This window comes from Micromonospora haikouensis (genome assembly GCF_900091595.1).
GTDB classification, from domain to species: Bacteria; Actinomycetota; Actinomycetes; order Mycobacteriales; family Micromonosporaceae; genus Micromonospora; species Micromonospora haikouensis.
This window is the reverse complement of record NZ_FMCW01000032.1, coordinates 66,834-86,235: the sequence shown is the minus strand read 5'-3', so window position 1 is coordinate 86,235 and position 19,402 is coordinate 66,834. Positions and strand designations below refer to the sequence as shown.

The following is a 19,402-nucleotide window of genomic DNA, read 5'->3' as shown; positions in this document are numbered from 1 at the left end:
AACCCGGCCCCGAGGGTGGTCTTGTCCTCACCCTTGCGGAACCACACCAACACCAGAAGCGCCTGGTAGAAGCACGTCAACGCCCTCGCACGGCGGCGAGTGCGCACCGCCCGACGTTCGGCGTGCAGAAGCCGCGCCACGTGTCGCACCAGTTCCCTGGGGACGTCGAGCCTGGCAGAATAGGTGATCACGTGGGGCCCTCTCGGAGACCGATTCCGTCGCAAGAACCTGTCTACCGATGGCTCCACGCCCATATCCAGCGCCGTCCGGTATGGACGTTAAGCCCGTGTCATCCCACTCGGCCGCCGAACCTTGCTGAGATCACCTCAGTAGGTGTCACTTGAGTCGGCGGGTGGTGGGCCGGGTGCCCCAGCGGTGGTGGGTTCGTGCCCGGTGGATGAGTTGACGGACGGTGACGATGGCGGCGGCCAGGTACAGGTAGAAGTCGGTGACTGTGGCGTCGCGGTCGGTGCACCGGCGGATCTTGCCGAACCCGTTCATTTACGAGTTCGTCCGCTCGACCACCCACCTCCTGCGCCAGGACCTGGATCGTCGGGTCATCAAGGATCCCCTGCACGATGGTCTGCCAACGGAACTTCGGCGGACCTTCGCCACCCTGGCTCTGCCCCTGCATATTCCATTGCCCGGTCGCCTGACCATCCTGCAGCACGGCGAGCGCCGGGGCAGCGGGGAAGAACCCGACCAGAACGGACGCGGCGATCGTGAGCACGGTAAACAAGGCAATCTTCTCGCACTCTGCCGACGATGGAGGTCGTGGTGAGAGGGCCGTTCACCTAACTCTCCGTGGCACCACGTACGTAGTTTTCACCGACGCGGAGCCGAACGGCGCCAACGTACCTTCACGTCAAGCACTCGCATCGGAGGCACTGTGAAAAACCTGCTCACCCGCAGCCTGCTCCGCGTCACCATGACCATCGGCTTGGTGGCGTCCGGTCTCGTCGTCGCCGCCCAGCCGGCACTGGCCGTCGACATCACGGCCCTCAGTAACTACGCCACGAAGCGATGCCTAGACAGCTCTGGTAACTCGGTCTACACACTTCCCTGCTATCCGAACGTCCACAATCAGCACTGGATCCTCAATGTGGTGAACGGGGGGTACACCTTCGTGAACCGGGCCTCCGGCTGGTGCCTGGACAGCAATCTCAACGGCGCCGTGTACGCCCTGCCGTGCAACGGAGGCAACTACCAGATCTGGGACATGATCGGCAGTGATCACCAGATCTCCTCATACCTCTGGGGCAACCGGGCGACGGGCCTGATCCTGGACAGCAACTTCGACGGCGCGGTCTACACCGGGCAGTCCAATTGGGGACAACACCAGTGGTGGACCCGACTCGGCGCATGATCTCCGCGGCTTTCCACGGCAGCGGCGCGATCTCGAGTGGGCGGTCGGTCGACGTGGGGCGCCGCGCGGAGTGGGGGATCCTGCTGGATGGGCTTCCCCCTGAGATGTGGACACCCTGAAACTGGATGTTGGTCCAGAGGAAGGGTGTCCCCGTGGGGGCGTCCATCGAAGTACACGGAAGAATTCCGGCGTGACGCGGTCGACTTGGTCCGCTCGTCTCAGCGGCCGATCAACCAGGTAGCCCGTGAGCTGGGGATGAGTCACGAGATCCTGCGGAACCGGGTGCGCGCCGCCGAACGCCGGGCCGGGGCCGCTGTGACCGCCTCGGGCGGGACGGGTTGTCGGTGGCGGACAAGGACGCCGAGATCGCCCGGCTTCGGCGTGAGGTCGCGCAGTTGCGGCAGGAGAAGGTGATCCTGCGTAAGGCAGCCGCCTATTTCGCGAAGGAGATGGATCGGTGACCAGCCGCTTCCGGTCCCGGCGGTGTCCCGCTCCGGCTTCCACCGCTGGACAGCCAGCGAGCCCGCCCGACAGGCTCACGCCGCCGACGAGGACGCCCTCGCCGAGCAGATCACCAGGGTTCACGCCGAATCCGGCGGCACTTACGGATCCCCTCGGGTGACCGTCGGGCTGCACCACCAGGGTGTGCGGGTCAACCGCAAGCGGGCCGAGCGGATCATGCGGCAACGCGACGTCGTGGGCCGGCATCTGCGCCGCCGCACGCATCGGCATATCCCGGTGTCCACATCCCGGGGGGAACCTCACCCTTCTGGTGAGTAGGAGTACTGGGTGGGATCAGCAGCTGATCGCAGCGACGACCGGTGAACGGGGCCGGGCCGGCGCTGCGGCGGCGTCGCGCGTCGCCCGCCTGCCGGTCATAGTCTGACGGAGCAGGGTCATGCCTCGTCCCGAGGTGCCACCCCCACCCGGCGAGACGACCAACCCGCACGAGGCGTTCCACGGATAGCAGGCCGCGGAGGTGATCGCGTAGCTACGCAGTCGTCGCCGACGCGACGCATCGCCGGCCGCGACATGGTTGTCCCATGAGACGTCGTACGGTGCTGAGGGCCTTCGGGTGGGGAATCGGTGGCGCGGTCGTGCTCGGCGGGGGCGGCTTCGGCGCCTACTACCTGAGCGCGAGGCGGAACACGGTCGGAAAGGTCTCCTTCGACACGCCGCTGTCGATCCCCGCCCTGGCCCGGTCGCGCCGTGGCGCCTCGGGCGCCCGGGTCTTCACCCTCGGCATCCAGCCGGGCGAGACCCGGTTCAAGGACGGCAAGCCCACCCGTACCTGGGGCGTGAACGGCGCGTACCTGGGCCCGACGATCCGGGCCCGGCGCGGCGAGCGGGTCGAGTTCGTGGTGCGCAACGGCCTCGGCGAGGCGACCTCGCTGCACTGGCACGGCATGCATCTGCCGGCGGTGATGGACGGCGGCCCGCACCAGACGGTTGCGCCCGGGGGGACCTGGGAACCGCGGTGGACGATCGACCAACCCGCCGCGACGCTCTGGTATCACCCGCACCTGCACGGTTCGACCGCCGACCATACGTACCGGGGCCTGGCCGGGCTGTTCATCGTCGACGACGAGCGGGCCGAGGCGCTCGACCTGCCGTCCGAGTACGGTGTCGACGACCTCCCGATGATCGTCCAGGACCGCTCGTTCGACGCCGACCAGCAGTTCGCGCAGCGGGAGCCGCTGGCGGGCTCGCTGGGGGTGATCGGCGACGAGATCCTCGTCAACGGCACGATCGGGCCCTACGTCGACGTCACGACCCGGCTCGTGCGGCTGCGGCTGCTGAACGGCTCCAACGCGCGCCTGTACCACTTCGGGTTCTCCGACGACCGGCGCTTCTCGCTCGTCGCCACGGACGGCGGCCTGCTCGCCGCGCCGTGGGAGACCGACCGGCTGTACCTCTCGCCGGGGGAACGCGCGGAGATCGTGGTGGCGTTCGCGCCGGGGGAGCGGGTCGAACTGCGCTCGTACCCGGCGGAGCACGGCGGCGTGCTGGGACGGCTCGACGGCTTCGACGACCGCCTCGACATCTGCCAGTTCCGGGCCGCGGGCTCGCTGTCCGGCGACGCCACCGTTCCCGCCGTGCTCGGCGTCGCCCCGGACCTCGCTGGCGAGGCGGTAGCCCAGGAGCGCTCCTTCCTGCTCGCGTCGAACCAGATCAACGGCAGACCGATGGCCATGGACCGGATCGACTTCGGTGTCCGGGAGGGCACTGTGGAAGTGTGGGAGGTGACCAACGACAACGGGTACCTGCACAACTTCCACGTCCACGACGTGCAGTTCCAGGTGCTGACCGTCGACGGCGGAACGCCGGAACCACCGCTGCGCGGCTGGAAGGACACCGTCCTGCTCGTGCAGGGGAGGCGTTACCGCCTAGCGATGCGCTTCCGGGGCCGCACCGACCCGAACATGCCGTACATGTACCACTGCCACCTGCTCGCGCACGAGGACAACGGGATGATGGGCCAGTTCGTCGTCCTCGGGGAGGGCGAGCAGGTCGGCGTCCCGCCGGGCCGACACCGGCACCCGTGATCAGGGCACGAGGACGACCTTGCCGGCGATGGTGCGGGACTCGGCGAGCGTCAGCGCCGACGCCGCCTCGGCCAGGGGGAGCTCTGCGGCGATCTGCGGGTCGAGCACGCCGTCGGCGAGCAACCGGAACACGTGGGTGAGGTCCTCGGCCAGGGTGCGCCGGAAGGCCGCCAGGTCGCGGTGGCCCGCCCAGAAGTTGTAGAAGTAGGCGCTTCGGTGGTTGGGCAGGGTGTGCCAGAGCTTCAGCTGCGCGAAGAGCTTCAGCACCGGCAGCCGCGAGTTGCCCGCCTCGTTCTTGGTCGCCGCCGTGCCGTAGGACACCAGCGTGCCGCCCTTGCGCAGCAGCCCCCAGGACCGGGCTACGCCGGGGCCGCCGACGTGGTCGAACACCGCGTCCGCGCCGTCCGGCGTCAGCGCCCTGATCCGGTGGTACATGCCCGGGGCGCGATAGTCGACGGGGGTGGCGCCCAGCGCGCGTACCGTGTCGTGGTGTCGCGCCGACGTCGTGCCGATCACGCGGACGCCGGCGTACCGGGCCAGCTGGACGAGCGTGGAGCCGACGCCGCCGTTGGCCCCCAGCACGACGACGACGCCCCCGGGGCGGACCTTGGCCAGCCGGTGCAGCATCTGCCAGGCCGTGATGCCGTTGACGACCACGGTCTCCGCGGCGGCGGGGGACACCCCGTCCGGCACCGGGACCAGGTCGGCGGCCTCGATCAGCACCTGGGTGGCCCATGCTCCGATCTTGGTGACCGCGGCGAACCGGCGTCCGGTCAGGCCGGAGTCCACGCCAGGCCCGACGGCCGTGACGGTGCCGACCAGGTCATACCCGGGTACGAAGGGGAACGGCGGCTGGTCGTAGTACTTGCCTCGGCGCATCTGTTGCTCGGCGAACGACACACCGGTCGCCTCCATCCGTAGGACGACCTGGCCCGGACCCGGCGCGGGCAACTCACGGGTACGCACCTCCAGCCCGGTCGGTTCGACCACGCCCGGCAGGACTATCTCGGTCGTACTCGGGTTGACGGCGTGGGTCATGACGGCATTCCTCCGCAGATTCTCGGGTTCTGGGGCAGTGGCGAGGGACACGCGGTGGTGCCGGTGCCGGTCGGGTGCCCGGGCCGCCGACGCGGCCCGGCGCGATCAGCGGTTGTCGTCGGGGCCCAGCGCCCCGCGACGCCAGGTATGCCAGCCGCGGCACAGCACGTAGGCGGCGACGGTGGTCACCGAGACGGACCCGTCGGCGACCAGGGTCCGTACCGCGTGCGGGACATCGAGGACGAACGTGGCCTGGACGGTGACCGCGATCTTGTGGAACAGCAGGAGTTCCCACATGCCCCGTTGCTTGCGGGGCGCCACCGCCAGCATGGCCCACATGCCGGCGAAGACGATGTAGGCGCAGGTGCGCCAGTACTCGGTGAGGATCAGGTCGTCGGAGAGGCCGCCGAGGCGGGAGACGCCCTCGACGAACGGCACCAGGGTGGCGGCTGCCGTGATCGCCATCAGGATGCGACCCGTCCGGTCCTGCCAGCGCGTCGGCGTCGCGACGGCTGGGGCGGCGAGGTCGGTGCGGGCTGTCATGGAGCTTCCCCTTTGCTCGGTCACGCCACGGGCGTGGACAGGAAGACCATCGGTCAGCCGGGCTCGACGCCGCATCGGTGGGAACTGCGTAGTCACCCACGCAGCCGCCCGCGTGGTCGCACCGCGCGGCGGACGGTCGTCGACGCGACTCCCGCCGGGCGCTGCCGGATGGCCGGAACTGAAACCCTGGCGTGCCCGACTATCGGAGCATGATGGTCCACTCCGGACGCGCCAGGGCAGCGGCGATCCGCCCTCGGCGTCGGCCTCACGGTCGGTGCCTCTGCGCTGACCGGCACGGCCGCCGCTGGGCGGCCGCCGCAGCCGACGACGAACACCGGACGGATCCCGTCCGACGTCCCGACCCGACCTGGTCGGCAGATCGTCCGCCGCGCGTGCAGGTCGTCATGTACGACGGTATCGAGGAACAGGACTTCGTCGGGCCGTACGAGGTGCTGACCATCGCCCGCAACGCTGCCCGTGCGCCCCTGAGTATCGAGTACGTCACCGCCGACCTCCGCGTACGGTCACTGCCGGCGGCGGCACCCTGGCGCCCCGGCCTGGTGGTCGCCGTCTGCACGGGCGCGCTGCTGCTCGGCGCGGCGGGTCTGACCCATGGCCGGCCGTGTGTCACCCACCAGATGGTCAAGGACCAGCTCGCGGCGTTCGTGTCGTCACCGAGGCCCGGGGTGGTCGACGACGACAGGCAGCCGGCTGGTCGGCTACCGGTGCCGACCGGCGCGATTCCGGGCGGCGGCACCGGGGGCGGGACAGGGGTAGCCTGTCCGGCGTGCGATCCGCAGCTGCCTCCCCGGGCTCACTGGTCGGCAGGGACGTCGAACTCAAGGTCCTCGACGAGCTGATCCAGTGTGCCCGGTCGGGCCGGGGCGGGGCGCTCGTGGTGCGCGGCGAAGCCGGCATCGGCAAGAGCACGCTGCTGGCGCGCGCCAGCGACGCGGCGTCCGGCGTGCGCGTCGTCCAGGCGTCGGGGGTGCAGTTCGAGCGGGAGCTGCCCTTCGGCGCGCTGCACCAGCTCTGTGTGCCGGTACTCGATCACCTCGCGGACCTGCCCTCCCGGCACGCCGACGCGCTCCGGGTGGCATTCGGGCTGGCTGCGGGCACACCCGACCTGTTCCACATCGGTGTGGCGGCCCTGGGGCTGCTGGCCGCCGCAGCCCGGGTGCGCCCGCTGCTGTGCGTGGTCGACGACGCTCACTGGTTGGACGCGGCGTCGTCGAAGGCGCTGGCGTTCGTCGGTCGGCGGGTGTCCGCCGAGCCCATCGCCATGCTGTTCGCGCTGCGGCCGCCCGTCCGGGACGAAATGGACGAGCTGCCCGGTCTCGACGTCACCGGGTTGAGTGACGCCGACGCGCGGACGGTGCTCGCGGCCAGACGGCACCTCCTGCGCGACGAGCAGGTGCTGCACCGGCTGCTGGCCGAGGCCCGGGGAAACCCGTTGGCCCTGCTCGAACTGCCCTGGGCGGACGGTCTCGGGCCGCCGGACGGCACGCCGGTGCCGAACCGGATAGAGCGCAGCTTCCGGGCCCGGCTGTCGGGGCTGCCGGACGACGCCCGCCTGCTGCTGACCGTGGCCAGCGCCGACCCGACGGGCGATCCCGCTCTGCTGTGGTCGGCCGCGTGCCTGTCGGGCGTGGACGTGTCGACCGCCAGCGTCAGCGTGGCCGCGACCGGGCTGGTGGAGTTCTCCACCGGCGTCCGCTTCTGCCACCCGCTTGCCCGCTCCGCGGTCTACCGGGCCGCATCCGGGCCGGAACGGCAGCGGGCGCACCGGGCGCTGGCCGAGGTGACCAACGCCGACTCCGACCCGGACCGGCGGGCCTGGCACCGCGCCCAGGCCAGCGTCGGCCCCGACGACGGGGTCGCCGCGGAGCTCGTACGATCGGCGGCCCGCGCCCGGGCGCGCGGCGGCGCGGTGGCCGCGGCGACCTTCCTGGAACGCGCGGCCGAGCTGTCCCAGGATCCCGCCAGCCGGGTCGAACGCACGCTCGCGGCGGCGCAGGCCACCCTTGTCGCCGGCCGCCCCGACCGGGCCGCCGTGCTGGTCCGGGCCGTCGAGCACCGCGTGCTCGACGAGTTTCAACTCGCGCACGCCGACCTGTTGCGCGGGCAGGTCGCCTTCCAGAGCCACCGGGACGAGAGCGGCCCGGAGTTCATGATCCGCGCCGGCAGGCGGCTGGCCGGGCTGGACCCGGACCGGGCCCGCCGGTGCTTCCTGGATGCGATCGAGATGGCCCTCCTCGTCGGTCGGGCCAGCGGCGTGCTGGACCGGGTGCTGGCCGCCACCCGGTCTGTGCCGGTGACCGTGGCGCGTCCGCCGGACGTCCTGGACGCGTTGGGCCTGCTGGAGTCGGCGGGACATCGCCGCGCGGTCCCGCTGATCCGGCAGGTCCTCGACGGTCACGACGGGACGGGATGGACCGAGCACCCCGCGCTCGCGCTCATGCTCGCGGCGGAGATCTGGGATCCGCACCGGCACTGGGCGATCGTCGAGTGGCTGGTGCGCACCGGCCGCGAGTCCGGTGCGCCGCTGCTGCTGCGTCTCGGGCTCGCGCAGACCGCCTCGTACGGCGCGCTCACCGCCGACCTCGGCCTGGCCATGGCGTCGATCGCCGAGGAGGAGGCGATAGCCGACGCGATCGGCGGGTCCCCGATGCCGTACCACCGGATCCACCTGGCGGCCGTGCGCGGTCGCCGCGCCGAGGCGCTCGCGTTGTTCGAGAGCGTCGCGGTCGCGGCGGCCACGAGCGGCAGCGGTCTCCTGACCGGCAACATCGACTGGGCGTCCGCGGTGCTGCACAACGGTCTCGCCGACTATCCGGCCGCGCTGGCCGCCGCCCGGCGGGCCGTTGCGGACGGGGGCCTCTTCCTCGCCAGCTTCTCCCTGCCCGAGCTGGTCGAGGCGGCGGTGCGCTGCGGCGACTCCGACACCGCCGCAGACGCGCTGGGGTCGCTGGTCGACCGCGCCGAGGCCAGCGGAACGGCCACCGGCCTGGGCATCGCCGCCTACGCCCGGGCGCTGGTGACCGGTTCCGAGGAGCACTACCGGGCCGCCGTCGCGCACCTGGAGCGGAGCCCGCTGTCGGCCTACCGGGCCAGGGCCCATCTCGTGTACGGGGAATGGCTGCGGCGCGAGGGCCGCCGGCGGGACTGCCGCGAGCATCTGCGCACCGCGCACCGCCTGCTGTCCGAGGCGGGGCTGGACGCGTTCGCCCGGCGGGCCGCCGTCGAGCTGCGTGCCACCGGGGAGCGGCCACGCCAACGGTCACCACACACGTACGACCAGCTGACGATCCAGGAGCTGCACATCGCCCGGCTGGTCGCCGCCGGCGCGACGTCGGGCGAGGTGGCCGCCCAGTTGTTCATCAGCCCGCGTACCGTCGACACCCACCTGCGCAACATCTTCCGCAAGCTCGGCATCAACTCCCGGCGGCAACTCAGGCACCGGCCCGACCTCGGCGCGGGCTAGGAATGCGGCTCGTCGCCCCGGGCCTGCCGCAGCAGCCGTCGGCGTAGTCGCCGGTGGCAGCGGCGGGTGACGCGGCCAGCGCGGTGGTCGGTGCACGGCAGGTCCGGCAGGGCTCGGCCTCCGGGGAACCCGGGTTGGTGGCCGCGCCCGGGCCGGCGGCGGCGAGGGCGAGGACGCCGGCCAGCCGTACGCCTGCCGGAAGGTCCGCGGTGGACGTCGGCGGCGTGCCAGGCCACCGCGCGGCCGCAAGATCGAGGTGAATTCCCGATGTCCGGTGCGGCTGCTCACCGTGTATGGCATCGGATACAAACTAGCCGATGACTACTACTCCAACGTCACTTGGCTTTGGCGTTGAGCGTGGCGTGGGCATGGAGACGGCCACCGCGTTGATCATCGATGGTTTGTGAGGACAACCGAAGATCGTGCGGTGGCCGCGTGCCACAGCGTCGACCCCGCCGAGTGGCGGGTCATCCTGGACGAGGCGGTGGCGCGTGTCGCGGGCCGGTTCGTGCGGGCCGAGCCACGCCGGAGCGCCGGGCAGTTCGTGGAAGGGCTGCTGTCGGGCGTGGAACGTAAGACCTGCTGGTCGCTTGCGGAGCGGGCGGGTCATGCGACGAGACACACGACATCGTCTTTCTGCGGCCACCGCCATGACACGACCTCCTGTCCCGAGCGGTGAGTCGCTTGTTCCTGCTGCCCTGCCTGCCGTTTTTCCAATGCAAATACCCGCCCGGGTTCAGCTTCCGGCGGTCGTCGATGCCACTGAGCTTCTGCTGGGGATGGCTGTCCCGTCCGGCTGCGGCCGGGTTGCCGAGCAGACCATCCTGTCAGATCTCGACTGTCAGGCCGATCGAACCCCCGTTCATCCTGTCAACCTCTGACAGCACCGGCCATCGGTACGTGCGGTAGGAGGGCTGCCGACGTGTCCCTTGCTGGCCGGCCCGTTCCGCAGCAATGCTCGCTTTTGTCAGGAACTGGACTGAACTCCTCGTTTGGGTATTCGTGGCCGTCTGGATGGGCTGAACTGCCGGTCTGAGTCGTCGATGTCCGCCCGTGGGCTGCGGCGCTAGTTTCGTCGGGCCGTTGTGATGCCTGGGGAGAGCGATGGGATACCGCTTCAACGCACCACCGAACTGGCCGACGCCTCCTGCTGGGTGGGTTCCACCGTCGGGTTGGACACCGGATCCCACCTGGGGCCCTCCTCCGCCGGGCTGGCAGTTGTGGCTTCCGGATAATCCGGCTCCGGCTCCGGTGGCACCCATGACGGCAGCCACGCAGGCTGCCAGTACTCCTGCCGTCGTCCCGCAACAGCGCACCGTCAGTGATCCGGACATCCCCTTGTTCGGTGCCCGGGGCAAGGCGCGTGAACTGGCCGCGGAGGGTACGCGGCTGCGCAGCGAGCTGGAGCAGGCGCATGCCGAGCTGGCGGGGCTGCGGGCGGAGATGTCGCGCCTGGGCATGCTGTCGGTGCTGGAGTTGGAACAGCAGCGGGACAGGCTCGGTCGTGAGCTCGCCGACCTGACGGCGAAGGGCAAGGCGCAGAAGGCCGAGCTCGACCGCCGCCTTCGTGGGCTTCGGCAGCAGATCGTGGTCACCGAGGAGACCGCGCTGCTGCAGGAGGCTGGCGTCTACCAGTACCGGCACCCTCTGTCGGACGCGGTTGCCTACCAGAGCCAGCTCAGCCGGATCCAGGACCAGATCAAGGCCATGGCCAGAAAGGACGGCGGCGCGGTCAAGGCCGCTACCGGCTGGACGGTCAACGGCTCGGTCACGGAGGGCCGGGCGATGGTCCGGGACTTCTCCAAGCTGATGCTCCGCGCCTACAACGCCGAGGCGGACAACCTCGTACGCGGGTTGAAGCCGTACAAGCTCGACTCGGCCGTCGACCGGCTGGGGAAGGTGGCGGCCACGATCGCCAAGCTCGGCAAGACGATGCAGATCCGGATCGCCGAGGACTACCACCGGCTGCGAATCAAGGAGTTGGAGCTCACCGCCGACTACCAGGAGAAGCTGGCTGAGGAGAAGGAGCGGGAGCGGGAGGAGAAGGCCCGGCTGCGCGAGGAGCGACGCGCGCAGCAGGAGATCGAACGCGAACGCGCCCGGCTCGACAAGGAACGCCAGCACTACGCCAACGCCTTGGCCGCTCTGCAGGCCAAGGGCGATGCCGACGGCGTCGCCCAGATGCAGGACCGGCTGGCCCAGATCGACACCGCGATTCAGGACGTCGACCACCGGGCCGCGAACGTCCGGGCCGGATACGTGTACGTGATCTCTAACCTCGGCGCTTTCGGCGAGAAGATGGTCAAGGTCGGCATGACCCGCCGGCTGGACCCGCTGGACCGGGTGCGGGAACTCAGCGACGCCTCGGTGCCCTTCAACTTCGACGTCCACGCCCTGTTCTTCTCCGAGGACGCGGTCGGCATCGAGGCGCAGATGCACGCACGCCTGGCCGACCGGCGGGTCAACCTGGTCAACCACCGCCGCGAGTTCTTCTACGCCACCCCGGAGGAGGCCAAGGAGCATCTGCTGGCGTTGACCGGCAGCCTGCTGCAGTACGAGGAGGTCCCGGAGGCCCTGGAGTACCGGCAGAGCCTCACCCAGGCGCAGGAGCACGCAGGCGCGATCACCTGACGTGCCGGGATCGTGGACAGCCGGGACTGGTGCGGGCGGGTCGGGCCAGCGGAATCGTGGATTTGGAGGGGTACGTATGTCGTCGGTCGGATTGTTCGCCTTCGGGTCAGCAGGCGGAAGCGGAGGTGTCGACCTGGGCGACGCGCCGTTCGTGGTGGTGGACGTGGAGACCACCGGGCTGTCATCGAGGTCCGACCGAATCGTGGAGATCGCCCTGGTCCGCGTCGAGGGAGGCCGGGTGGTCGACGAGTGGGCTACCCTCATCGACGCAGGCCGCGACCCCGGCCCGACGTTCGTCCACCACATCACGGCCGACATGCTGTCCGGAGCGCCGACCTTCACCGACGTGGCGGGAGAGATCCTGTCCAGACTCGACGGTGCTGTCGCGGTGGCGCACAACGCCCGTTTCGAGGAGGGCTTCATCGCGCAGGAGTTCGCCCGCGCCGGCATCGACACCGCGCCCCTGCCTGCGGTGTGCACCCTGCGGTTGGCCCGACAGGTCCTGGCCGCGCCGAACTTCCAGCTCGTGTCCTGCTGCGCCGCGTACGGCATCGAGCTGCACGACGCCCACACCGCTCTCGGTGACACCCGGGCGACCGCTCAACTCCTCACCCGGCTCCTGGCGGAGGCACCTGCCCTCCGGTTCCCGTCCGCGCCCGTGCCACTGCCTCGGTACCCCCGCCACGCCCAGCCCCGCACCCGGGCAACCGGCCTACGCAAGGGCACGGACGGGTGGATCCAGTCGCTACTCAGCAAGTTGCCCTACTCCACCAGCGACACCGACCCGGCGTCCGCCGAGGCGTACCTCGACGCCGTAGGGGACGCCCTCAGCGACGGCAAGCTGACCGGCGTCGAGGCCAAGGCACTGGCCCGACTGGCCGGGCAGTCCGGCATGGGCGCCCAACAGGTACGGGATCTGCACCACCGCTACCTCGACGGACTGCGGGACGCAGCGCTCGCCGACGACATCCTGACCAGCATCGAGCACCAGCAACTCGTCACGGCCGCCCGACTTCTCGGGGAACCGGACTACTTCGCAGACCTCACTGCGCCCGAGGCGGAAACCACGCACCGCACCCGGGCGGTCAAGCAGAAGGGACAACGCGTCTGGTGCAGCCCGTCCGTGTCCGTCGACGCCCGTGACCGCCTCACCCAGGCCGGTTTCGTCCTGGCGGTGAACCTAACCCGCAACGTCGTCGCCGCCGTGATCACCGCTTCCGACCAGGACGACGCGAAGGTCGCGCGAGCACGCGAACTCGCCATACCGATCCGCTCCGACCTGGCCCTCGACGACATGCTGGGGAGCACCGCCACGCCTTCCCCGGCACCCCACCAGCCCGGAGCCGCCACGGTGGGCGCGGAACAGCACGAGTCCCGCGCCGAGCCGACACCGGCCGCCGCGGTGCCCCTGCCCACCCCTCGCAGACCGCAGGTCGTCGCCGGCTGGTACCTGGACCCGTCCGGGCGGTGGACCTACCGCTTCTGGGACGGCAGGGGCTGGACCGAGAGGGCCAGCGCGGGAGACGGCCGCACCTGGTCGGACAGCACCGGCCTACCGCTGTGGTGTGCGCCCACGACGGACGGACTGGTCGACGGCCAGCAGCCGCATACCCTCACCGACCAGATCACGACGATGCAGAAGACCGATGTCCATGCGGCTCTGCTCCTGACCGTCCGGTGCATCGACGCGGTGGAGAACGACGCACGCATCAGCGGGCACGGGGTGGCTCCCTGGTACTACGAGAGGGCCGCCATCATCTTCGCCGGCCTGGGCGACCCCGCCGCCGAAGTCGCGGTGCTCGAACGATTCGCCCGACAGCGACATGCTCCCGGAGCCACACCGGCTCGGCTCCTCGAGCGTCTCAGACAGCGCCAGGCCGCGGCCCACGCGTAGCCGCCACACCGTCCATGACCCGTGATGTGTCTGAGTGAAGTGCCTCACGGTGCCCTCGCGGGGTTCGCCCTCACGTCCCCCTTGCTGTCACCGGCTGTGGCAGTGACCCGGGAGCTGCCCCCGGTCAGCGGCAACCTCTGAACGCTGGTCCGGTGCCGCGCAGGGGACAGTGGCGGAGCGGGGGCGGGTTCAGCCGGTGATGAGGTGGGTGAGGTGGTAGTGGTCCCACCAGTCGTCGCGGTGGTGGAGGTGGGTGACGCTGTTGGTGCGGGTCAGGAGGAGGTGGTTGCCGTCCTGGATGAGGGCGGCGTCTCCCTCCCGCCCGGCCAGGACCCTGGACACGGTGGCGATCATGTTGGGGATGGCTTTGTCGGCGAGGTCGTCGGCGTGGGGGGAGAAGGTGATGTCCCTCGGACACGAACCGAATCCCGACGGTGCGCGGCAAGGTCAACACTTGCCCGCACCGTTTGTGTTTCCGGGTCGTACGCCAGGTGCAGCCCGAGGCTGCGGTAGACCTCCAGTTTGCGTTCCGGCTCGGTGTCGCGCAGTGCGCGCACGAGGTCTCCGAGTTCGTCGATGAGGCGCCCGACCCGGGAGACCCGACGTGCCCCCGCTGCCGGTCCGACAGCGGGGGCAGGGGCTGCCCGCCTACCGGATCACGGCAGGGTCCACTTCTGGTTGGCGGCCGACATGCAGGTCCACAGGTGAACCGCCTGGCCGTCGGTGGCGTTGTTGTCCGACACGTCGAGGCACTTGCCGGACTGGGGGTTGCGGAGGGTGCCGTCGGTCTGTGCCGACCAGTTCTGGGCGCTGCTGCCGTTGCAGGTCCAGAGTTGGATCTTCGTGCCGTCGGCGGAGCCCCCTCCGGAGACGTCCAGGCATTTGCCGAGTGCCTTGACGGTGCTGTTCGGCGTCACCGACCAGGTCTGCGCGGCGGTGCTGTTGCAGGTCCAGATCTGGATCTGGGTGCCGTCGGTGGTGGCCGCGTTGCGTACGTCCAGGCACTTGCCGCCGAGCCCGACGATCGGCCCGGTGCCCGGGGTGCCGGGGTTGCCGCCGCCCCGGACGAGGGTGAAGTCGTCCACGTCGAACAGGCCGGTCCCGGAGCCGGTGAAGGTCAGGTACACGGTCTGCGTACCGGCGGGCACCCCGGCCAGGGTGGTGCTGACGTCGGCGTACGTGGTCCAGCTTCCGGTGTTGGGCACCGCCACCTGGCTGAGCAGCGGGCCGGTGGCCGAGCCGGTCCGGATGCCGATGGTGCCGCCCGGACCACCGGAGACCACCCGGGCCCGCAACGAGGTGACCCCGGTCAGGTCGAGACCCGGGTACGCGGCCCAGTCGCCCGGGTCGACGTAGCCGAGGGTCTGTCCGCCGTTGGCCCCGGCCTTGGTGAACGCGCTGACCCCGTTGGCCGAGCTGAACGCCTCGGCCTGCACGGTGGTGTCGCCGCCCGGCGGCGTGCCGCCCAGCTCCTTGATCCGGACGTTGCGGAACGACACGTCGTCGCCCGTACCGTGGTTCTGGAGCCCGACGTGGCCGGCGAGCGAGCGGGCCGGGTCGGTGTTGGTGAAGTCGTTGATCTTCCGCCCGTTGAGGAAGACCTGGAGGCGTTCCCCCTCGACCAGCAGCTCGTAGGTGTTCCACTCTCCCGGCGGGTTCAGGGCCGCGTCCCGGGCGGCCAGGTCGGCGGACTGGAAGGTGTAGACCGCGCCGGTGGTGCGGTCGGCCGCGTCGGTGGCGTCGATCTGGATCTCGTACCCGTTGTCCACCGCCGACCAGGGGGCGGTCGACGGCGGGAAGCCGATGAAGACGCCCGAGTTGTCGTCGCCGGACATCCGCCAGTCCAGCTTCAGGGAGTAGTTGGTGAACTGCTTGGCGCTGTACCAGTACAGGCCCATGCCGCCGATGGAGGTGAGGGTGGCGTCGGAGTTGCTGAAGCTGCCCGGACCGGCCTGCGACCAGCCGGTGGTGGACCCGTTGTAGAGGTTGCTGTAGCCGGTCTCCGGGCGGCAGTCGGCCTTCGCCCGACCCGCCGCGTACCGGATGCCGCCGAGCAGGTGGCTGCGGAACGCCGCCTCCGCGTACGACCCCTGGGTGTGCCCCAACCCGGTGTAGAACGACCGGCCGGAGCTGACGGTCTTGCACCAGGAGATCGGATGGTCGCCGCCCATCGAGCCGCCCGAGTATGACGACTCGTCCAGGGTGGCGAGGACCCGGGCGCCCGCGCGCGGGTTGGTCTGGTAGTTGTACCACTCGTCGGTGCGGGTCAAGGTCTGCGGCAGCTGCCCGGTGGCCGGGTGCGCCCGGTTCTCGAAGCGGACGTTCGCCTGCTGGATGGCCGGGTGCGAGGCGAAGTAGCCACCCACCAGGCTGCCGTAGTACGACCAGCCGTACTCGGTGTCGGCGGCGGCGTGGACGCCGACGTACCCGCCGCCGCCGTTGACGTACGACTCGAAGGCGGACTGCTGTGCGGCGTCCAGGACGTCCCCGGTGGTGTTGAGGAAGACCACCGCCTCGTACTGGGCCAGGTTCGCGGTGGTGAACCGGGACGCGTCCTCGGTCGCGGTCACGGTGAAACCGTTCGCCGCACCGAGTTCCCGGATCGCCTGGGTGCCGACGGCGATCGAGTCGTGCCGGAACCCGGCGGTCTTGGAGAACACCAGCACGTCGTACGGGGCATCGGCCGCGATGGCCGGCGTCGCCGACGTCGTAGCGGCAAGAACTGCGGCAGCGGCGGTCACCGCGCCGAGGACGGATCGAAGGAGTCTGCGCATGTCACTCTCCCGAATGGGGGTGGAGGGTGGTGCCGGGGCGTCCCGGGGACGCCCCGGCAGGCGGGTTACGGCAGGGTCCACTTCTGGTTGGCGGCCGACAGGCAGGTCCACAGGTGGACGGCCTGGCCGTCGGTGGCGTTGTTGTCCGACACGTCGAGGCATTTGCCGGACTGGGGGTTGCGGAGGGTGCCGTCGGTCTGTGCCGACCAGTTCTGGGCGCCGCTGCCGTTGCAGGTCCAGAGTTGGATCTTCGTGCCGTCGGCGGAGCCCCCTCCGGAGACGTCCAGGCATTTGCCGAGTGCCTTGACGGTGCTGTTCGGGGTGACCGTCCAGATCTGAGCGGCGGTGCCGTTGCAGGTGTAGATCTGGATCTGGGTGCCGTCGGTGGTGGCCGCGTTGCGTACGTCCAGGCACTTGCCGCCGAGCCCGACGATCGGCCCGGTGCCCGGGGTGGTGCCGCCGGTGACGAACGTGAACGCGTCGAGGTCGAACAGCGCCCCGGTGCCCCCGGCGAAGGTGAGGTAGAGCGTGCCGGTGCTGGCCGGCGCGCCGGAGACGGTGCCGGTGACGGTGGTGAAGGTCTCCCAGCCGCCGGTGACCGGGACGGTCGCCTGGCCCAGCACGGTGCCGGTGGGCGAACCCATCCTGACCTGGAGGGTGCCGCCGACGCCGTTGGAGGAGACCCGGGCGCTGAACGAGGTGGCCTTGTCGAGTCGGTACGGCTCGAACGCGATCCAGTCGCCGTTGTCGATGCTGCCGACGGTCCGGCCGCCCTCGGCCGCGGCCTTGTCGTAGAGGGTCACCCCCGACGAGGTCTTCAGGTGCTCGGCCTGGCGCTTGCGCGGCTGGAGGGTGTGCTGCTTGTGGGTGGTCAGCCCACCGGCGTCGGTGTACTCGGCGTCGAAGATCGCGAAGATGTTCGCCGCGTCGTCGTGCTCGCCGTCGACCGGGATGGTGATCGAGCCGGAGCAGCCGTTCTTCGAGGTGATCTGGTGGCCGTGCTGGTCGTGGCCGAGCACGTAGGTCATCCTGACCTTGGCGCAGTCGATCGTGCCGTCCTCGGGGTCGGTGACGGTGATGCTGAAGGGCACCGCGTCGCCGTAGGAGAAAAGCGAGCCGTTCGCCGGGCCGGTGATGGTGACGGTCGGGGCGGTGTTGCCGACGCCGATCTGCACGCTGGCGGTGCCGGTCGCGCCCTGCGGGTCCCGGACGGTCAGGGTGACGTTGTAGGTGCCGTTGGCGGTGAACGTCTTGCTGGGGTTGGCCGCCGTGGAGGTGGTGCCGTCACCGAACGCCCACGAGTAGGTCAGCGCCCCGCCCTCCGGGTCCGACGACCCGGCCGACGAGAAGTTCACCGTCAGCGGGGCCGCCCCGGAGGTCCTGTCGGCGGCGGCGACGGCGGTCGGCGCGCGGTTGCCACCGGCGACGTAGTCGTACCGGTACAGCGCCGAGTTGGCGTCACCGTTGAAGTAGCCGGTGCCGTAGTCGAGGACGTACAGCGCGCCGTCCGGGCCGAACGCGGAGTCCATGACCTGCTTGCCGTTCCAGGGGAACGACGCGTCGATGGCGCCCCGGGAGCCGTCGGCGTTCACGTGGATGGGCTTGATCCAGCCCCGGCCCAGCTCGGCGGCGAAGAACTGGCCGTCGAAGGACTGCGGGAACTTCGTGGTGGACGGGTTCGACGCGCTGTAGCGGTAGACCGGACCGGCCATCGGCGACTCGGAGCCGCCACCGAACTCCGGCGGGCTGCCGGCGTCACCGGCGTACCGGATCCAGGCCGGTTGCGCCCCGGGCAGGGTGGGCAGGCCGGTGTTGCGGAACGAGTTGTTGGTCGGCCCGCCGGTGCAGTCGTACTTGGCGCCTGCGGTGCCCGCGGCGAAGTCCCACTCCGCGTACGTCTCGGTGGCGGTGTTGGCGCCGGTGCAGTACGGCCAGCCGTAGTTGCCCGGCCCGGTCACCCGGTTGAACTCGACCTGACCGCTGGGGCCGCGCGTGCTGGTGGTGCCGGCGTCCGGGCCGTAGTCGCCGACGTAGACGACCCCGGTGGCCTTGTCCACGCTCATCCGGAAGGGGTTACGGAACCCCATCGCGTAGATCTCCGGACGGGTCCGCGCGGTGCCCGGGGCGAACATGTTCCCGGCCGGGATGGAGTAGCTCCCGTCCGCGCTCACCTTGATCCGCAGGATCTTGCCGCGCAGGTCGTTGCTGTTGGCCGCGCTGCGCTGCGCGTCGTACGCGGGGTTGCGGTTGGTCCGCTCGTCGATCGGCGCGTATCCGGCGGAGTCGAACGGGTTGCTGTCGTCGCCGGTCGACAGGTACAGGTTCCCGGCCGCGTCGAAGTCGATGTCCCCGCCGACGTGGCAGCAGATGCCTCGGTCGGCTGGCACGTCCAGGATGGTGACCTGGCTGGACGTGTTCAGCGTCCAGTCGGCGTTGAGGGTGAACCGGGACAGCCGGTTGACGCCCTGCCAGGCGGAGAAGTCCGTGCCGGTGGCCGGGGCGTCCCCGGCGGGGGTGGACAGCGGCGGGGCGTAGTAGAGGTAGACGTGCCGGTTGGTGGTGAAGTTCGGGTCCACCCCGACGCCTTGGAGGCCCTCCTCGTCGTGGGTGTAGACGGGGATCGTGCCGACCACGGTGGTGGTGCCGGCCGCGTCGGTGCGACGCAGCGTGCCGTTGCGGGCGGTGTGCAACACCGACCGGTCGGGCAGCACCGCGATGGTCATGGGCTCGCCGACCTCGGCCACCCCCTTGGCCAGGGTGACCTGCTGGAAGTCGGTGGGGTTGATGGTGTGGGCCTGGGCGGGGGCCGGGCTGCCGAGGGCGATCAGCCCGGCGGCGGCCACCAGTAGTAGTGCGGAGCTGACCGACGTTGTTCGCCGGCCGAGCGCGCCGTCGTGGTTGGACACTGTCTGTCCGTCCCTTCCTGACGTTCGAATGCCAGGGCGGGGCGCGCGCCGTCGCGCCGGAAGCCGTAGCGGGGGAGGGGGGTCGATGGGTCACCGCGCCGCCGGTTCACCTCGCCGAAACACTTTCGTGATGGCGAAGACATTAAGCTGCTTCGATCCCACTGTCCATACCTTCTGCCCAACCACGGCGAACTTTCGCTTGAACCACGAAAAGTCCCCG

13 protein-coding genes and 4 pseudogenes are annotated in these 19,402 nt (G+C 70.5%); 10 read left to right on the top strand and 7 right to left on the bottom strand.

Going from position 1 to position 19,402, the window contains the following annotated elements:
- A pseudogene (locus GA0070558_RS33945) lies at positions 1 to 191 on the bottom strand (IS5/IS1182 family transposase); the annotation flags it as partial.
- 145 nt (positions 192 to 336) lie between these two features.
- Positions 337 to 534 (bottom strand): annotated as a pseudogene (locus GA0070558_RS27130) (IS5/IS1182 family transposase); the annotation flags it as partial.
- Here GA0070558_RS27130 and GA0070558_RS33600 point away from each other — a divergent pair.
- The 5 genes and pseudogenes from GA0070558_RS33600 to GA0070558_RS27110 all read left to right on the top strand — a co-directional run bounded on the left by GA0070558_RS33600 (position 485) and on the right by GA0070558_RS27110 (position 3,912).
- Positions 485 to 781: a hypothetical protein gene (locus GA0070558_RS33600; RefSeq protein WP_176734391.1), complete on the top strand. Its 297-nt coding sequence runs from the start codon at positions 485 to 487 to the stop codon at positions 779 to 781. The pseudogene GA0070558_RS27130 and the gene GA0070558_RS33600 sit on opposite strands and share 50 nt — an antisense overlap.
- A 108-nt stretch (positions 782 to 889) precedes the next feature.
- Positions 890 to 1,366: an RICIN domain-containing protein gene (locus tag GA0070558_RS27125; RefSeq protein WP_077939548.1), complete on the top strand. Its 477-nt coding sequence runs from the start codon at positions 890 to 892 to the stop codon at positions 1,364 to 1,366.
- A gap of 87 nt (positions 1,367 to 1,453) precedes the next feature.
- A pseudogene (locus tag GA0070558_RS35050) lies at positions 1,454 to 1,660 on the top strand (transposase); the annotation flags it as partial.
- 189 nt (positions 1,661 to 1,849) lie between these two features.
- Positions 1,850 to 2,146, top strand: coding sequence for an IS3 family transposase (locus tag GA0070558_RS35045; protein WP_176734396.1), 297 nt, complete (start codon positions 1,850 to 1,852; stop codon positions 2,144 to 2,146).
- 263 nt (positions 2,147 to 2,409) lie between these two features.
- Positions 2,410 to 3,912 (top strand): multicopper oxidase family protein, encoded by a 1,503-nt coding sequence (locus tag GA0070558_RS27110; protein ID WP_091284774.1) that lies wholly within the window; start codon positions 2,410 to 2,412, stop codon positions 3,910 to 3,912.
- Here GA0070558_RS27110 and GA0070558_RS27105 read toward each other — a convergent pair whose 3' ends face one another.
- Both GA0070558_RS27105 and GA0070558_RS27100 read right to left on the bottom strand, forming a co-directional pair.
- Positions 3,913 to 4,950, bottom strand: a complete 1,038-nt coding sequence (locus GA0070558_RS27105) for a medium chain dehydrogenase/reductase family protein (protein WP_091284772.1) — start codon at positions 4,948 to 4,950, stop codon at positions 3,913 to 3,915.
- A 105-nt stretch (positions 4,951 to 5,055) separates the two neighbouring features.
- Entirely contained in the window at positions 5,056 to 5,493 is a 438-nt protein-coding gene (locus GA0070558_RS27100) for a hypothetical protein (RefSeq protein ID WP_198956715.1), read from the bottom strand.
- A 392-nt stretch (positions 5,494 to 5,885) separates the two neighbouring features.
- Between GA0070558_RS27100 and GA0070558_RS27095 the strand changes: the two genes are divergently transcribed.
- From GA0070558_RS27095 to GA0070558_RS27075, 5 genes and pseudogenes are all read left to right on the top strand, one after another.
- A complete protein-coding gene (locus GA0070558_RS27095; protein WP_091284770.1) occupies positions 5,886 to 6,353 on the top strand; it encodes a type 1 glutamine amidotransferase family protein in 468 nt (155 codons plus the stop codon).
- On the top strand, positions 6,281 to 8,977 hold the full coding sequence (locus GA0070558_RS27090; RefSeq protein ID WP_091284769.1) for an AAA family ATPase: 2,697 nt from the start codon (positions 6,281 to 6,283) through the stop codon (positions 8,975 to 8,977). Before GA0070558_RS27095 ends, GA0070558_RS27090 begins: the two co-directional genes overlap by 73 nt.
- A 484-nt stretch (positions 8,978 to 9,461) precedes the next feature.
- Positions 9,462 to 9,587 (top strand): annotated as a pseudogene (locus GA0070558_RS35250) (IS701 family transposase); the annotation flags it as partial.
- A gap of 650 nt (positions 9,588 to 10,237) precedes the next feature.
- Positions 10,238 to 11,608: an SNIPE associated domain-containing protein gene (locus GA0070558_RS27080; protein WP_256092149.1), complete on the top strand. Its 1,371-nt coding sequence runs from the start codon at positions 10,238 to 10,240 to the stop codon at positions 11,606 to 11,608.
- Between the two features lie 76 nt (positions 11,609 to 11,684).
- A complete protein-coding gene (locus GA0070558_RS27075) occupies positions 11,685 to 13,502 on the top strand; it encodes an exonuclease domain-containing protein (RefSeq protein ID WP_091284766.1) in 1,818 nt (605 codons plus the stop codon).
- A gap of 189 nt (positions 13,503 to 13,691) precedes the next feature.
- Here GA0070558_RS27075 and GA0070558_RS33595 read toward each other — a convergent pair whose 3' ends face one another.
- The 3 genes from GA0070558_RS33595 to GA0070558_RS27065 form a co-directional block, all read right to left on the bottom strand.
- Positions 13,692 to 13,907, bottom strand: coding sequence for a SitI3 family protein (locus GA0070558_RS33595; protein WP_439709637.1), 216 nt, complete (start codon positions 13,905 to 13,907; stop codon positions 13,692 to 13,694).
- A 251-nt stretch (positions 13,908 to 14,158) separates the two neighbouring features.
- Positions 14,159 to 16,276, bottom strand: a complete 2,118-nt coding sequence (locus tag GA0070558_RS27070) for a ThuA domain-containing protein (RefSeq protein ID WP_091284764.1) — start codon at positions 16,274 to 16,276, stop codon at positions 14,159 to 14,161.
- Positions 16,277 to 16,341: 65 nt separating this feature from the next.
- Positions 16,342 to 19,182 (bottom strand): PQQ-dependent sugar dehydrogenase, encoded by a 2,841-nt coding sequence (locus tag GA0070558_RS27065; protein ID WP_091284762.1) that lies wholly within the window; start codon positions 19,180 to 19,182, stop codon positions 16,342 to 16,344.
- Positions 19,183 to 19,402: the final 220 nt, after the last annotated feature.

Excerpts from the sequence above, each read along its gene's own strand:
- GA0070558_RS27110 (WP_091284774.1), top strand. The coding sequence starts at position 2,410 with ATGAGACGTCGTACGGTGCTGAGGGCCTTCGGGTGGGGAATCGGTGGC.
- GA0070558_RS27105 (WP_091284772.1), bottom strand. The coding sequence starts at position 4,950 with ATGACCCACGCCGTCAACCCGAGTACGACCGAGATAGTCCTGCCGGGC.
- GA0070558_RS27100 (WP_198956715.1), bottom strand. The coding sequence starts at position 5,493 with ATGACAGCCCGCACCGACCTCGCCGCCCCAGCCGTCGCGACGCCGACG.
- GA0070558_RS27080 (WP_256092149.1), top strand. The coding sequence starts at position 10,238 with ATGACGGCAGCCACGCAGGCTGCCAGTACTCCTGCCGTCGTCCCGCAA.
- GA0070558_RS27075 (WP_091284766.1), top strand. The coding sequence starts at position 11,685 with ATGTCGTCGGTCGGATTGTTCGCCTTCGGGTCAGCAGGCGGAAGCGGA.
- GA0070558_RS27070 (WP_091284764.1), bottom strand. The coding sequence starts at position 16,276 with ATGCGCAGACTCCTTCGATCCGTCCTCGGCGCGGTGACCGCCGCTGCC.